Below are 13700 nucleotides of genomic sequence, written 5' to 3' on the forward strand. Positions count from 1 at the left end.
TATATGGATAGGAAACTGGATGCTTCCCAAGATTTATTATATGAAGTAAAATCATTAATTGATAATAATAAAGTATTGGAGTTAAGAGAATTAATAGAGGAATATCATATAATTGATATATTCGATATAATGGAAAATTTAGAGGAAGACATGAAAATTCAACTGTTTGAAGTACTTCCTCTGGATATGGCATCTTCTATATTAGAAGAAGGTAGTGTAGAGTTTTTTATTAGTATTTTATCTAAGTTAGATGTAGAACACGCAAAAAACATACTTGAACTTATGTCTCTTGGAGATATGGCAGACAAACTTAGTGAGCTTGAAGAAGAAGAAAGAGAACATATAATAAATCTTTTAAATCAAGAAAACGCTGACTATGTAAAAGAATTATTATTCTATGATGAAGACTCTGCAGGTGGAACGATGACCACTGGATATATTTCTATAAATAAAGATATGACAGCTCTTGAGGCAATAGAACATATGAGAGAAGAAGCTGATGAAGCTGAGACTATTTATTATATATATGTAGTTGATGATGAAGAAAAGCTAGTTGGAGTATTATCGTTAAGAGAGTTAATAATAGCGAGAGATGCAAATATAGTAGAAGACTTAATGAGTGAAAATATAATCTCTGTTTATGTAGATGAAGATAGAGAAGAAGCAGTTAGGTTAGTATCGAAATACAATTTAATAGCAATTCCAGTAGTAGATAGACAAGAAAAGCTAAAAGGGATAATAACAGTAGATGATATAATAGATGTTATGGAAGAAGAAGCAACTGAAGATATGTATAAATTTGCAGGAAGTTCAGAACATGAAAGAGAAGTGGCTGAAAAGGACAATCCTACATTAAAAGAGCAGACAATATCAGCTCTTAGAGGTAGACTGCCATGGTTAATTATTACATTAATTGGAGGTCTATTAGCTTCTTTAATACTTTCTAATTTAGATTATATAATGAATCCTATATATGCTCCGTTGGTATTTTTTATACCTGTAGTAATAGGTATGGGTGGTAATATTGGAACACAATCATCATCTGTTACAGTAATAACATTGTCTAACAAAGATTTGAATTTTAGCAATGTAGTAAGAGAAGGTATTGTAGGAATTATTACAGGCCTTTTGTGTAGTATAATAACAGGTATTGTAATTTACTTTGTCATGAAAAAATTAGATATTGTATTAATTGTTTCAATATCATTATTTATAAATATGGTTTTGGGTGCAACGATAGGTGCATTTATGCCTGTTTTATTAAAAAAGATGGATGCAGATCCATCTACAGTTTCATCACCAATTATATCTACAGCGCTTGATATAACTGGTATAGCAGTTTATTTTATAATAACGACAGCATTATTGTCAAAAATTGTTTAATAACTTTATGTATGATTTATCCTCTTCTTACTAAAAATATAAGTATAAATGTAAGAAGGGGGTTTTTTAAAAATGAACAATATCAGTTGGGAAGTTTTTAAAAAAACAGGTAGTGTAGATGCATATCTATATTTCTGTGATTGCAAAAACCTAAGTGAAGAAGTCGAAGAAGTAAGGGAGAAAAAAGAAGACGATGATAATCCTGAACACCCAGGGGATAGTACTTAAAGCTATAAGGTACAAGGAAAGTGATATAATACTTACTCTGTTTACGAGAAAGCTTGGAAAAGTATCTGCAATAGCAAAAGGAGCCAAAAAAAATAAGAGCTCTTTACTTTCATCATCACAGTTATTTTCTTATAGCAATTTTACTTTAAAAAAACAAGGAAATATGTACAAGGTTACCCAAAGTGAAATCATAAAAAGTTTTTATAATATATCCTACGATATAGAGGCATTTTCTTATGCTACATATATTACAAAATTAGTTGAAAATTCTATACTTGAAAATCAAACTAATAATAGGTTATTTATATTACTTGCACAGACGCTGTATTTATATACACAAGAGAATACAGATAATAGATTTGTAACAGCTGCATTTGAGTTAAAGTTCTTGGACTATATAGGATTTAAACCGATAGTAAATAAATGTATTAATTGCGGAAGTAAAATTTTGCAAAATTCTATGTTTAATATTTATGAAGGTGGTATACTATGTAGTAAGTGTAATACACTTTTTGATAATAATATAAAATTGGATTTAACAACTGTTAGTCTAATGGAATATGTATTAAGGAATGATATTTTAACATGTAGCAAAGCTAAAGTATCAAAATATATAACACATGAACTCGAAAATATACTAGAAAAATATTTGAAGGTTTATGTTGATAATATTAATCTAAAATCATTACACGTATTGCAAAGTGTAAAAAATAATAAGGGAGTGGATAATAATGAGTAGTAATATAACTATTGAAATGGTTGATTCAGTCTTTGAAAGAGTTCCAGGAGCAACTTATGCAGAAGCAAAAGAAGCATTAGTGGAATGTAATGGAGATGTAATTGAGGCAGTAATATATTTAGAAAATAAAAAGAATACTTGTAATTGTAAAGCTAAATCTGCTAAAGAAACTATGGAAGAAGTATTTGGTAAAGATGGAGAAAATATAAAATATCAATTAAAAGAACTTCTTAAAAAAAGTAGTGTTGTAAGAGTAATAGTTGAAAAAGATGGAAAAACTATGATGAATATTCCTTTAACAGTAGGAGTTGTTGGATTAGCTTTTGTACCATTAGCTACTCTAGTTGGTTTATCAGCAGCTGTTATAAGTAAATATCGTATAAAAGTTCAAAATGAAGAAGATGGTGAAGTTGTAGACTTAGGTGAATTAAATGAAGAAAAACTTCATGCTTTGAAGAATATGATAACTAATGCAGCTAAAGATGTAAAAGATGTAGTAGTTGATAAAAAAGAAGATGATAAAGACGTAACTGCTGATCTTATGAAAGAAGAATCTGAAAAGAATAATGAAAACGAAGACGAAAATAAATAGATATAAAGTGACTTTTAAAAAATGAAAAGAAGATAATTATAAGAATTATCACTAACATTGACAAATTTTATAGAATTTGATATTCTAAAAGTTGTAGAAGAACTATTAAAATAGCCTTTCGTGTAGACGAGAGGCTTTATTGTTATAGGAGGGATTTTTATGAATTTTCAAGAAATGATACTGGCATTGCAAAAATACTGGTCAAAGCAAGGTTGTATCATGATGCAACCTTACGATGTTGAAAAAGGTGCTGGAACTATGAATCCTAATACTTTTTTAAGATCATTAGGACCTGAGCCTTGGCAAGTATGCTATGTAGAGCCTTCAAGAAGACCAGCAGATGGAAGATATGGTGAAAACCCAAACAGATTATATCAACATCATCAATTCCAAGTTATACTAAAGCCATCTCCAGATAATATACAAGAATTGTATTTAGAGAGCTTAAAAGAAATTGGAATTGACCCAAGTGAACATGATATAAGATTTGTTGAAGACAACTGGGAAGCTGCTACAGTTGGTGCTTGGGGACTTGGATGGGAAGTTTGGTTAGATGGTATGGAAATAACTCAATTTACATACTTCCAACAAGTAGGTAATATTGAATGTGAGCTTGAGACAGGAGAAATTACATATGGATTAGAAAGATTAGCTATGTACATTCAAGAAGTTGATAGTGTTTATGATTTAAAATGGAATGATAAAATAACTTATGGCGAAGTGTTTAATAAAGCTGAGTATGAAAACTCAGTATATGCGTTTGAATTATGTGATGCAGATATGTTGTTTAATCTGTTTGATATATATGAAAAAGAAGCATTAAGACTTATGGAAAGCGGTCTTGTAATACCTTCATATGATTATGTATTAAAATGTTCTCATGCATTTAATACATTGGATGCAAGAGGAGCAATAGGTGTTAGTCAAAGAGCTTCATTTATAGGTAGAGTTAGAAATATGGCAAAAACTGTTGCAGAAACTTTTGTAAAACAAAGAGAAGAAATGGGATTCCCTCTTTTAAAGGACGGTGACAAATAATGAAAAATTATCTTTTATTTGAAATCGGTGTTGAAGAAATGCCATCAAGATTTATGGGTAGTACACTAGAACAATTAAAAAACAATCTTAATAAATTATTTGAGGAAAATAGAATATCTTTTAATAAAATAGATGCCTATGGAACACCAAGAAGATTGACTTTAGTAGTTGAAGGCTTAAGTGATAAGCAAAGTGATTTAGAAGAAGAAATAAAAGGTCCTGCCAAGAAGATTGCTGTTGATGCAGAAAATAATTTCACAAAACCAGCTTTAGGATTTATAAAAAGTAAAGGATTAAGAGAATCTGACATATATTTTAAACAAGTTGGAAAAGATGAATATATTTTTGCTACTATAAAGCAAGCAGGGAAAGACACTTCAGAAGTGTTAAAAGAGATATTACCAGAAACTATAAAATCTGTAGTATTCCCAAAAGCTATGCGTTGGGGAGGAAAAAACCTAAAATTTGCAAGACCTATAAGATGGATAGTTACATTGTTAAATGATAAGGTATTAGAATTTGATTTAGAAGGAATAATATCTTCTAATGTAACAAAAGGACATAGATTCTTAGGGGAAAGTACAATAGAAGTTAATTCTATAGAAGAATATTTTGAAAAATTAGAGAAAAATTATATAGTTTTAGACCAAAATAAGAGAAAAGAAATTATAAGAAAACAATGTATAGAAGTAGCCAACTCTTTAGGTGGCGAAGTTGAGTTTGATGAAGATTTACTTGAAGAGGTAACTTACTTAGTTGAATATCCAACTGCTTTTTATGGCGAATTTAATACAGACTATATAAAACTACCAAAAGAAGTTATTATAACTCCTATGAAACAACATCAAAGATATTTCCCAGTACTTAAAGAAGGAAAACTGTTACCTAACTTTATAGCTGTTAGAAATGGAGACTCTTACAGAATAGATAATGTTAAAGCTGGAAATGAAAAAGTTTTAGAAGCAAGACTTGCTGATGCTTTATTTTTCTATAGAGAAGATACTAAGAGAAACTTGGAAAGCTACATAGAAAAATTAAAAACTGTTGTTTTCCAAGTAAAATTGGGTACTATTTATGACAAAACTTTAAGACTTGAGAAACTAAGTGCTGATATACTTGATAGTTTAGGATTAGCAGATGAAAAGGCAGACACTATAAGAGCTGCTAAATTATCTAAAGCAGATTTAGTTACTGGAATGGTAGGAGAGTTTGACGAATTACAAGGTTTTATGGGAAAAGAATACGCGAAGGTTGGAGGAGAAAATGATGTTGTAAGTGAGGCTATTTTTGAACATTATTTACCAAGATTTGCAGGAGATATTCTTCCTAAAACTAATGCAGGAGTAGCTTTATCAATAGCTGATAAATTAGATTCAATAGCAGGATTTTTTGCCATAGGAATACAACCAACAGGTTCTCAAGACCCATATGCTTTAAGAAGACAAGCTTTAGGTATACTTAGTATACTTATGGATAGAAAAGTAGCTGTAGACTTAAAAGTACTTATTGAACATGCTTTAGATAATTATTCTGAGTTAGATTTTAATAAAGAGGAAGTTGTTGAGCAAATAATGAACTTCTTTAATGAAAGAGTAAAAAATCTATTTAAAGATTTAGGGATAAGATATGATGTTGTTGATGCTGTTTTAAGCTCTGATATAAATGATATTTCTGATATGCATATGAGAGCTTTAGAGCTTAATAATTGGCTAGAAAAAGATGAATTAGTGGAAATGCTTACTGCATTTAATAGGGTTTCTACTTTGGCTCAAAAAGCAGAATGTGATAGAATTGATGAAAATCTATTAAAAGAAGATGCTGAAATTAAGCTCTATAATGAATTTAAGCAAGTAAAAGTAAGAGTAAAAGAATTATTAAAAGACAAGAAATACGGTACTGCTTTAGATGAGTTTGCATCTTTAAGACCTGTAGTTGATAACCTATTTGATTCAGTTATGGTTATGGATAATGATGAATCTATTAAAAATAACAGACTTGGTTTACTTAAACAAATATATGATACTATGCTAGAAATTTGCGATTTATCTAAAATAGTTTATAAATAAAATACAATTGATTATAAAAAATGAGATAGCGATAAGCTATCTCATTTTTTTAATCAATTTATATTTTATATTTATCAGTTATGTTATTTAATAAATCATCATTTAAATTTATCCATTCATAAAAATTTCCTGATGAAACCTCAACTATTTCATAAAGCATCTTTGGAAGGTCACTAGCTTTAAAATCTCCTAGAGATTTTCCTAGTTTAGTCTTACCTATTTCAAAACTACCTCCAACAAATAATTCAAATGCATCAGTAGATACACCATTGACATTCTTCTTTTTACCACATAATCCTATACTACCAATTTGGTGAACACCACATGAATTTAGACATCCTGAAATATATAATTTAGGAGCTTTGTTTAAAATTTCTTCATTGTTTTGTAATCTAAAATAATCTATTATCTCATGCAACATTTTTTGGCTATTTTGTATACCCATCTGACAAATAGGAACACCTATGCAGGAGATACTCTGTTCTAATTGAGAGTTGCAACTAATAGTCTTGCTTATTTCTAATATTCTTTTTGCTTCATTTCCATCTAAATTTAAGATGTACAATCCTTCTGTCATACCTAATCTAATCATAGGATTTTTAATATTATCTAACTCTTGAAGTAAAATTTTTAAATCTTTAGTCAATAATAGACCTCCTATTGGATGTATATATACAGTGTATAAGCCAGATTGTTTTTGATGGATTAATCTAGAGTCATGTAAATCTATCTTAATTCCAGGCTTAGAATAATCAATTTGTTCAACATTAAGTTCAAGATTACCTTTTTCTTTTTCTAATTTATAGTATTCTTTAAATTTTTCTAAAAACATCTCCTCTCCAAGAGTTTCAACCATATATCTAACTCTAGCTTTGTTTTTATTTTCATAATTACCATAAGCCATAAAGAATTTAATCATTCCTTCTACACAATATAATGCATCTTTAGGTTTTATAACTTCATCAAGTTCTAAAGCAACTTTAGGTTGTTTACCTAAACCTCCGCCTAAGAAAACTCTAAAATATGGTTCGCCATTTTTTAGAGTAGCTACAAATCCTAAGTCCTGTATACTACAATGGGCAGCATCTGTATAACAACTAGAATAAGAAACTTTTAGTTTCCTAGGCAAGTGATATGTAGTAGCATTTTTGATAAAATATTTATCAGTAGCAACTGCATAAGGAGTAACATCAAAAGCTTCGTCAGGGTCAACTCCTGATAATGGAGATAAACCTACATTTCTAGGATAGTTACCACCACCGCCTCTAGTGAAGATATCATTTTTTATTCCCTCTTCCATAACATCAACTATAGAGTCTATAGACAAGTCATGTAATTGTATAGCTTGTCTAGTTGTTAAATGTATCTTATCTAGCTTATGTTTGGTAGCCATTTGGTAAATTTTTTCAAGTTGAGATTTCGACAATACTCCAGCAGATACTCGAAGTCTTATCATAAATGATTTTTTGTCTCTTTGAGCATAAACTCCATATCCACCAGAAAATCCTTTGTATTGCATTTTATTTATTTCTCCATTCAATAATTTTAAAGAATATTCTTTAAAATTATGTAGTTCATTTAACAATGTCTCTTTTAAATTATCCATTATTTCACCTCATTATTAGACTTGTATAAAAATAAATATACTGTATAATTATATATATATTATTATCTAGATATGGTAAAAATATAACAGTAGAATACTATCAAAAGTCAAAATAAGGAAGATATACTGAGTATGACTCTTTATTTTGTTAAATAAGTATAATATTTTTGTTTTATAAAATATAATTAAGATAAATAGATAATTTTGTGATTTTAATATATAATATTTAGTATAGTGTTGAATAAACGCTTAATATTCGCAGGAGGAGTATTTGTATATGGGAGAAATAATAAATGCATTAGATAGAGCCCTAGACATAATTTTGCTATTATATCATGAAAAGAGAGAGATGGGAATAACTGAAATAAGTAAGGTTATGGGAGTATATAAGAGTACTGTACATAGAACTTTAGTAACTCTTGAAAACAAAGGTTTTGTTATACAAAACACTGAAAATGGTAAGTATTGGTTGGGAATAAATTTATATGCAATAGGTATGGTTGTGGGAGAACAAATGTCTTTGACTGAAATAGTAAAACCATATACGAAAAAATTAAATCAAGAATTTAACGAAGTGGTGAATGTGTCTATACTAGAAGAAAGAGCTCAAGATTCTCCAAGAAGTATCATAATACATAAAGAATATGGTTCAAATCAATTACTCTCAGTAAATCCGTCAGTTGGCTCCAGTAGTGAATGTTATTGTTCAGCAGTTGGAAAATGTCTTATGGCATTTAATGATTCTATAGATTTTGAAAAGTACAGAAAAACTCCAATACACAAATATACAGAGCATACAATTGATAATTGGGATGATATGATGATTTTTTTGGCAAAAATAAAAGAGCAAGGATATGCTCTAGATGACCAAGAACTAGAACATGGTTTAACTTGTATTGGAGCACCTATTTTGGATAAAAATAATAGAGCTATAGCAGCAATAAGTCTATCAGGTCCTACTATAAGAATGCAAGAAGGAGACCTTGAATATAAGATTAAAAGAGTTATAGAAACTGCAAAGAGTATATCTGAACTTTTTAGATAATTTTAAAAAATAAATTTGAATAATAAAAAGGGACTAAATTTAAATTGTTATTTGTAAATGCCAGTTTAGATAGGGTCTCTTTTTTATTGAATATAAAAATTAAATATTTTTAAAATTGAAAAAATTATTGAAATATATAAGCGAATGTGATATCTTTTAATTAAGCAATACAAAACAGAACAGTGTTCTAAAGAATAGAACAACAATGAAATATATATAATAAACCCACATAAATATTATATATTTAAAATTAAGTAAAAAAATTACTACATAAAAGGGGAGATTTGAAAAATGGAAAAAGTCAAGTTGAGTGTTGAAAGATGTAAGGGGTGTTATCTTTGTATTGAAGCTTGCAAAAAAGAAGCAATAAGTCTTTCTGATTACACAAATAAAAAAGGCTTTGTAACAGTCAAAGTCGATGAAGAAAAGTGTGTTCAATGTGGCGCTTGTTATACAATGTGTCCTGATTTAGTATTTGAGATATTATAAATAACTTTTTATTGGAAGGGAGAAAACGTATGCAAAGTTTATTAATTAAGGGAAATGAAGCCTTAGCAGAAGGAGCTATACGTGGTGGATGTAGATTTTATGCAGGTTATCCAATAACACCACAATCAGAAATATTAGAAATGATGGCTTGGAGACAAAAAGAGGTTGGAGGAGTATTTATTCAAGGTGAATCTGAAATAGCCAGCGTAAATATGGTTATGGGGGCAAGTGCACTTGGAGCAAGAGCTATGACGTCTTCATCTGGACCTGGATTTTCATTAAAACAAGAAGGAATTGCATATTGGGTATCAGCTGGTTTACCAGCAGTTGTAGCATGTGTACAAAGATATGGTATAGGAGATGGATTTATAGGAGCTGGTCAAGATAATTACTGGCAAGCTGTAAAAGGTGGAGGAAATGGAGATTATCATTTAATTGTATTGGCACCTAATAGTGTTCAAGAAAATATGGATATGGCATATGAGTCTTTTGAATTAGCTGAAAAATATATGCATCCAGTACTTATACTTTCTGATGCTACAATAGGTCAAATGGTAGAACCTTGTATGGCACCACCAATGAAAGAATATGATAAGGATAAAGCTCCATGGGCAGCAAAAGGAACTCCTGTTGGAGAAAAAAATAAAGTAATAACTGATATAACATATTTTGAAGACCAAGATACATGGCAAAAAGGTTATATAGAAAAAATGAGAAAAGTTCAAGAAAATGAACAAAGATGGGAAGAAATAGAGATAGAAGATGCAGATGTGGTATTTGTTGCATATGGAATTTCTTCAAGAATAGCAGAAGGTGCAGTTAGAGATGCAAGAGCAAGAGGTATAAAACTTGGATTAATAAGACCCAAAACATTGTGGCCTTACCCAAGAAAAGCTTTCAAAAAATTAAAAGATTCATTAAAAGGGCTTGTAACAGTTGAAATGAACATGATGGCACAAATGAAGGAAGATGTCATTATAGCATGTAATAATAGATTCCCAGTATATTCAGTAGCAACAGCTCAATATATGGCAGAAGTAAATCAATTAATAGATTTTGCTCAAGAGATTATAGATGGAAAAGCTAAGCAAGAGGAGGTATTTTAATTATGGCTAAAAAAGCACCAGCAATAATGATGTGTGAAAATATGTTCTGTGGAGGCTGTGGACACTCTATAGTCGATAGAATTATTGGAGAAGTATTAACAGAAATGAATATATGTCAAGATACGATTATATGCTCAGATATAGGTTGTAATCATATGTTTCAATTTAGTATGAATGTAGATGTTGTTGTTCCTCCTCATGGTAAAATGGGTGCAGCTATGGCAGCTATGAAAAGAGTTAGACCAGATAAATATATATTTACAATAGCTGGAGATGGTGGAGCTTATGCAATAGGGCTTGGAGAAACTATGTCAGCTGCTACTAGAAATGATAATGTAATATTTTTAGTTATGAATAATAATATGTTTGCAATGACAGGTGGGCAAATGGCTCCAACTACTGTACAAGGTCAACATACAGCTTCTACTCCAGCAGGTAGAACATATGAAGACCATGGTTCAACATTTGATGTTGTAAAAGTTATGGGAAATTTAGATATAGCATATTTGGCAAGAGGAACAATAACTAACCCTAAAGAAATAAATACAACAAAAAGATATATCAAAAAAGCACTTGAAAAACAAAAAGATAAGAAAGGCTTTTGCTTAATAGAAATACTTGTACCATGTCCAACAAACTGGGGATTAAAGCCAGTAGATGCTATGAAGAGAATAGAAAACGAACTTGTTCCAAAGTATCCACTTGGAGAATTTATTGATTAGGGAGGAAATAATATGTTAAATGAAATTATATGTGCTGGTTTTGGAGGACAGGGAGTTCTTACAGCAGGAAAAATTATAATGTATGTTGCATATAAGGCAGAAAAGAAGATTACATGGTTCCCATCTTATGGAAATGAGATGAGAGGAGGAAGTGCAAATTGTAATGTTGTTGTAAGTGATGAGAAAATTGCAAATCCTTGTGTAAAAAATCCAGATATATTATTGGGAATGAATAGTGTATCAATAGATAAGTATGAAAGTTTAATGAAAGCAAATGGTTATATGTTTGTCAATGAATCACTAGTAAATAAGGATAGAAAATATAGAGAAGATATTAATGTTATAAAAGTACCTGTTACTGAAATAGCTCAAAATTTAGGCAATGAAAAATCTGCTAATATTTGTATGTTGGGTGCTATGGTGAAGAATTTAGATTTATTTACAAAAGAAGAATTTGAAAGTGGTATGTGTGAGTACTTTGAAAATCAAGGTAAAGGAAAGTTTAATGCAAAAAATGTGGAAGCATTTGAAGCTGGATATGATTATGAGTGAATATTTTAAATATTTAAAATTATTATTGAAATACTCATTTTTATGTGTTAGTATTTAATTAATAAAATATAGAACGTCGTTCTGAGTGATAGGACGACAAAATTTTTAAAAAAATAACAGAACGACGTTCTACAGTATGAAACCGAGGAGGCGTTGAAGTGAAAATTTTAGTAATTAATCCTGGTGGTACATCTACAAAGATTTCTGTATTTCAAGATAAAGATGAAGTTTTGAAAAAAAATATAACTCATACAAGAGAAGATTTAAAAAATTTTTCTAAGGTATTTGATGAATACGATTATAGAAAGCAATTAATAGTGGATGTTTTAAGTAGTGAAAATCACGATATAAATTCTTTTGACGCAGTAGTAGGTCGTGGTGGACTTATGAAGGCTATAAAAGGTGGTACTTATATCGTAAGTAAAGAAATGATTGAGGATATGAGAAATGAAATAAATGGAGAACATGCATCAAACTTAGGTGCCTTGTTAGCTAAGACTATAGCAGATGAAATAGGAGTTCAATCATTTGTAGTAGACCCAGTTTCTGTAGATGAATTTGATGATGTATCAAGGATTACAGGTATATCAGATATAGAAAAAGCTAGCTGGTTGCATGCACTAAATCATAAAGCTGTCTCAAGAAAAATAGCACAAAAACTAGGTGGAAAATATGAAGATTACAATTTTATTGTAGCACATCTAGGTTCTGGAATATCAATTGTAGCACATAAAAAAGGAAAAATGATAGATGGAAGTGGTGGAAGGTCTGATGGTCCATTTTCGCCAGAAAGAAGTGGAGGATTACTTGCATACCCTCTTATAGAATTATGTTACTCAGGAAAATATACTCATGATGAAATGGTTGCAAAAGTAAGTTCAATTGGAGGTATGTACGATTATTTAGGAACAAAAGATATGATAGAAATCGAAAATAGAATTAAAGATGGTGATGAAAAAGCTAAACTTATAATGGATGCGTTTATCTATCAAACAGCTAAAGAAATTTCTATGTATGGAGCCTCACTTTCTGGAGATATAGATAGGATTATTTTAACAGGGGGAATATCACATTCGGAAATGGTAACTAAAGGAATAATAGAAAAAGTTTCATATTTAGCACCAGTAGAGATAGTGGCAGGTGAGATGGAAATGGAAGCACTTGCTCTTGGAGCTCTTAGAGTTCTTAATGGAGAAGAAATGGCAAAAACTTATTAATATTTAGGAGAAAAAATATGTTAAAAGATTTTAATAATTTATTAGAAGAAGCTAAAAAGCTTGAACCTGTTATTGTAAGTGTTGCTGTTGCAGAAGATGAAGAAGTGTTAAAAGCTGTCAAATCAGCAACAGATTTAAATCTTATAAAGCCAATTCTCGTAGGGGATAAAGATAAAATAGAAAATATATCAAAAGAGATTGGACTAAAAGCATATGAAATAATAGGATGTCAAAATCCTGATGAATCAGTTAAAAAAGCTGTAGAGGTAGTTAAAAATAAGGATGCTAAAGTTCTTATGAAGGGGTTAGTAAATACAAGTGTTTATATGAGAGCTATATTAAATAAAGAGTTTGGTCTTAGAACAGGAAGGCTTTTAAGTTTACTTGCAGTATATGAATTACCTCAATACCATAAACTTCTTTATTGTACAGATAGTGGGATAAATGTATCTCCAAATTTAAATCAGAAAAAGGATATAATGATAAATTCACTTCTTACTATGAAGAGTATAGGTATGGAAAATCCTAAAACTGCAATACTCACTGCAAATGAAATGGTAGACCCCAAAATACAATCTACAGTAGATGCTAATTCACTTGTAGATATGGTAAAATCAGGAGAAATACCAAATTGTATAGTAGAAGGTCCAATAGCCTTTGATGTTGCATTTGATGCATATGCAGCAAAGCATAAAGGTATCAAAAGTAATATTGCTGGCGATGTTGACTTACTTGTATTTCCAAATATAGAGGCAGGAAACATATTAGGAAAGTCATGGCTTAGATTCAATAAAGCTAAGTGGGCAGGGATAGTTTTGGGGGCAACAAATCCAATAATTTTAGGTTCACGTTCTGATACAGCCGAAATTAAAATAAATTCAATAGCATTAGCCTGCTTAGCATCACAATAAGAAATT

The 13700-nt window shown here is 30.0% G+C and carries 14 protein-coding genes; 13 read left to right on the plus strand and 1 reads right to left on the minus strand.

Going from position 1 to position 13700, the window contains the following annotated elements:
• The first annotated feature begins 3 nt into the window (after positions 1 to 3).
• The 6 genes from mgtE to glyS all read left to right on the plus strand — a co-directional run bounded on the left by mgtE (position 4) and on the right by glyS (position 6046).
• A complete protein-coding gene (gene mgtE, locus KGF36_RS01265; RefSeq protein ID WP_227842148.1) occupies positions 4 to 1383 on the plus strand; it encodes a magnesium transporter in 1380 nt (459 codons plus the stop codon).
• A gap of 72 nt (positions 1384 to 1455) precedes the next feature.
• On the plus strand, positions 1456 to 1611 hold the full coding sequence (locus KGF36_RS01270) for a YqzL family protein (RefSeq protein WP_227828222.1): 156 nt from the start codon (positions 1456 to 1458) through the stop codon (positions 1609 to 1611).
• Complete coding sequence (recO, locus tag KGF36_RS01275; protein WP_227840734.1) at positions 1577 to 2350, plus strand: DNA repair protein RecO; 774 nt, start codon at positions 1577 to 1579, stop codon at positions 2348 to 2350. Before KGF36_RS01270 ends, recO begins: the two co-directional genes overlap by 35 nt.
• A complete protein-coding gene (locus KGF36_RS01280; RefSeq protein ID WP_227842150.1) occupies positions 2343 to 2942 on the plus strand; it encodes a DUF4342 domain-containing protein in 600 nt (199 codons plus the stop codon). The genes recO and KGF36_RS01280 overlap by 8 nt, the downstream gene beginning before the upstream one ends.
• Positions 2943 to 3101: 159 nt before the next feature.
• Positions 3102 to 3980: a glycine--tRNA ligase subunit alpha gene (gene glyQ, locus KGF36_RS01285; protein WP_227432601.1), complete on the plus strand. Its 879-nt coding sequence runs from the start codon at positions 3102 to 3104 to the stop codon at positions 3978 to 3980.
• Positions 3980 to 6046, plus strand: coding sequence for a glycine--tRNA ligase subunit beta (glyS, locus tag KGF36_RS01290; RefSeq protein ID WP_227828224.1), 2067 nt, complete (start codon positions 3980 to 3982; stop codon positions 6044 to 6046). The genes glyQ and glyS overlap by 1 nt, the downstream gene beginning before the upstream one ends.
• Before the next feature lie 58 nt (positions 6047 to 6104).
• Here glyS and KGF36_RS01295 read toward each other — a convergent pair whose 3' ends face one another.
• Positions 6105 to 7652: a nitrite/sulfite reductase gene (locus KGF36_RS01295; protein WP_227850096.1), complete on the minus strand. Its 1548-nt coding sequence runs from the start codon at positions 7650 to 7652 to the stop codon at positions 6105 to 6107.
• 277 nt (positions 7653 to 7929) lie between these two features.
• Here KGF36_RS01295 and KGF36_RS01300 point away from each other — a divergent pair, with 277 nt between their 5' ends.
• The 7 genes from KGF36_RS01300 (at position 7930) to KGF36_RS01330 (ending at position 13694) form a co-directional block, all read left to right on the plus strand.
• Positions 7930 to 8697, plus strand: coding sequence for an IclR family transcriptional regulator (locus KGF36_RS01300; RefSeq protein ID WP_227828226.1), 768 nt, complete (start codon positions 7930 to 7932; stop codon positions 8695 to 8697).
• A gap of 291 nt (positions 8698 to 8988) precedes the next feature.
• A complete protein-coding gene (locus KGF36_RS01305; protein ID WP_227432605.1) occupies positions 8989 to 9186 on the plus strand; it encodes a 4Fe-4S dicluster domain-containing protein in 198 nt (65 codons plus the stop codon).
• A 29-nt stretch (positions 9187 to 9215) separates the two neighbouring features.
• On the plus strand, positions 9216 to 10292 hold the full coding sequence (gene vorB, locus KGF36_RS01310) for a 3-methyl-2-oxobutanoate dehydrogenase subunit VorB (protein ID WP_227828227.1): 1077 nt from the start codon (positions 9216 to 9218) through the stop codon (positions 10290 to 10292).
• 2 nt (positions 10293 to 10294) lie between these two features.
• A complete protein-coding gene (locus KGF36_RS01315; RefSeq protein WP_227432607.1) occupies positions 10295 to 11014 on the plus strand; it encodes a thiamine pyrophosphate-dependent enzyme in 720 nt (239 codons plus the stop codon).
• A gap of 12 nt (positions 11015 to 11026) precedes the next feature.
• Positions 11027 to 11566 (plus strand): 2-oxoacid:acceptor oxidoreductase family protein, encoded by a 540-nt coding sequence (locus KGF36_RS01320; RefSeq protein ID WP_227828228.1) that lies wholly within the window; start codon positions 11027 to 11029, stop codon positions 11564 to 11566.
• 158 nt (positions 11567 to 11724) lie between these two features.
• On the plus strand, positions 11725 to 12783 hold the full coding sequence (buk, locus tag KGF36_RS01325) for a butyrate kinase (protein WP_227828229.1): 1059 nt from the start codon (positions 11725 to 11727) through the stop codon (positions 12781 to 12783).
• A gap of 17 nt (positions 12784 to 12800) precedes the next feature.
• The gene (locus KGF36_RS01330; RefSeq protein WP_227828230.1) at positions 12801 to 13694 is read left to right on the plus strand and encodes a bifunctional enoyl-CoA hydratase/phosphate acetyltransferase; all 894 of its coding nucleotides are present in this window, start codon (positions 12801 to 12803) and stop codon (positions 13692 to 13694) included.
• Positions 13695 to 13700 lie beyond the last annotated feature (6 nt).

This window comes from Clostridioides sp. ZZV14-6009 (genome assembly GCF_020658095.1).
Taxonomy (GTDB): Bacteria; Bacillota; Clostridia; order Peptostreptococcales; family Peptostreptococcaceae; genus Clostridioides.

Coding starts and splice junctions, on each gene's coding strand:
- KGF36_RS01305 (WP_227432605.1), top strand. CDS start 8,989: ATGGAAAAAGTCAAGTTGAGTGTTGAAAGATGTAAGGGGTGTTATCTT.
- glyQ (WP_227432601.1), top strand. CDS start 3,102: ATGAATTTTCAAGAAATGATACTGGCATTGCAAAAATACTGGTCAAAG.
- KGF36_RS01315 (WP_227432607.1), top strand. CDS start 10,295: ATGGCTAAAAAAGCACCAGCAATAATGATGTGTGAAAATATGTTCTGT.
- mgtE (WP_227842148.1), top strand. CDS start 4: ATGGATAGGAAACTGGATGCTTCCCAAGATTTATTATATGAAGTAAAA.
- KGF36_RS01330 (WP_227828230.1), top strand. CDS start 12,801: ATGTTAAAAGATTTTAATAATTTATTAGAAGAAGCTAAAAAGCTTGAA.
- KGF36_RS01280 (WP_227842150.1), top strand. CDS start 2,343: ATGAGTAGTAATATAACTATTGAAATGGTTGATTCAGTCTTTGAAAGA.
- vorB (WP_227828227.1), top strand. CDS start 9,216: ATGCAAAGTTTATTAATTAAGGGAAATGAAGCCTTAGCAGAAGGAGCT.
- glyS (WP_227828224.1), top strand. CDS start 3,980: ATGAAAAATTATCTTTTATTTGAAATCGGTGTTGAAGAAATGCCATCA.
- KGF36_RS01300 (WP_227828226.1), top strand. CDS start 7,930: ATGGGAGAAATAATAAATGCATTAGATAGAGCCCTAGACATAATTTTG.
- KGF36_RS01270 (WP_227828222.1), top strand. CDS start 1,456: ATGAACAATATCAGTTGGGAAGTTTTTAAAAAAACAGGTAGTGTAGAT.
- KGF36_RS01295 (WP_227850096.1), bottom strand. CDS start 7,652: ATGGATAATTTAAAAGAGACATTGTTAAATGAACTACATAATTTTAAA.
- recO (WP_227840734.1), top strand. CDS start 1,577: ATGATAATCCTGAACACCCAGGGGATAGTACTTAAAGCTATAAGGTAC.
- KGF36_RS01320 (WP_227828228.1), top strand. CDS start 11,027: ATGTTAAATGAAATTATATGTGCTGGTTTTGGAGGACAGGGAGTTCTT.